Source organism: Streptomyces himastatinicus ATCC 53653, assembly GCF_000158915.1.
Lineage (GTDB): Bacteria > Actinomycetota > Actinomycetes > Streptomycetales > Streptomycetaceae > Streptomyces > Streptomyces himastatinicus.
Genome location: NZ_GG657754.1, coordinates 2,438,852 through 2,440,017, shown reverse-complemented (window position 1 = coordinate 2,440,017; position 1,166 = coordinate 2,438,852). Strand labels below are relative to the sequence as shown.

Genomic DNA, 1,166 nt, shown 5'->3' with positions numbered 1-1,166 from the left:
GACGACCTGCGCCCCGGCGTCTTGCCGCAACACCGCCCGCCCTGCACGCGCCCTGCCACCGCTCCCGAACGGAGCCCGAAACCACCCGCCCCGCACCAGCGCGCCTCGCACCTCCGGTGCCGCAACAGCACCAACGCACGGCGATCCGGCACCACGACCCGGCGTCTGCCCGGGCACCACCGCACCCCACACCGACGGCACCACACCGGCAGCACCGCACGCGCACCACCGCACCCGCACCGCGCACCCCCCCCACGGCCACCGCCACCGCGTACTCGCACCACCGACCGGCACCCGGGAGGCAGCCTGTGACCACCGGCCCCGACACCCCGAACCCCCGCCACCACCCCACCGGCATTTGGCTCATCGGCGCGCGCGGTTCGGTCGCCACCACCGCCGTCGTCGGGTGCGCCGCCGTCGCGGCGGGGCTTCAGCCCGCGACCGGGATGGTGACCGAGACCGCGCCGTTCGCGGACAGCGGGCTGCCCGCGCTCGGCGATCTGGTCTTCGGTGGCCACGACACCGCCACCACCCCGCTCCCCAAGCGCGCCGAGGCGCTGGCCGCCGAGGGAGTGCTGCCGTACGGGCTTCCCGATGCCGTACGCGCCGAACTGACCGCCGCCGACGACGCGATCCGCCCCGGCGGACCGCAGCCCGGGGACACCCGCGGCGACGACGCGCTGATCGACGCCTTCGCCCACGACCTCGACGCGTTCCGCCGTACGCATCACCTCGCCCGCGTCGTCGTCGTCAACGTCGCCTCCACCGAACCCGTCCCCACCGACGGCGACCGGCTGCCGCCCAGCTCGCTCTACGCCTGCGCCGCGCTCCGCGCCGGGTGTCCGTACATCAACTTCACCCCCTCCAGCGGGCTGCACCACCCCCGCCTCCACGCCGAGGCCGCCCGCTCCGGACTGCCGTACGCCGGGCGCGACGGCAAGACGGGGCAGACGCTGCTGCGGTCCGTGCTCGCGCCGATGTTCGCGCAGCGCGCCCTGTCCGTACGGGCGTGGTCCGGCACCAACCTGCTGGGCGGCGGCGACGGCGCCGCGCTCGCCGACCCCGCCGCCGCGGCCGCGAAGAACGCGGGCAAGGCGCGGGTCCTCGCCGACACCCTCGGCGAAGTCCCGGACGGCGAGCTGCACATCGACAACGTGCCCGCGCTC

At 76.3% G+C, this 1,166-nt stretch carries 1 protein-coding gene; it reads left to right on the top strand.

From position 1 onward, the window contains the following. Nucleotides 1-308: 308 nt before the first annotated feature. A partial coding sequence (locus SSOG_RS09620) for an inositol-3-phosphate synthase (protein WP_039937037.1) occupies nt 309-1,166 on the top strand: 858 nt, incomplete at its 3' end.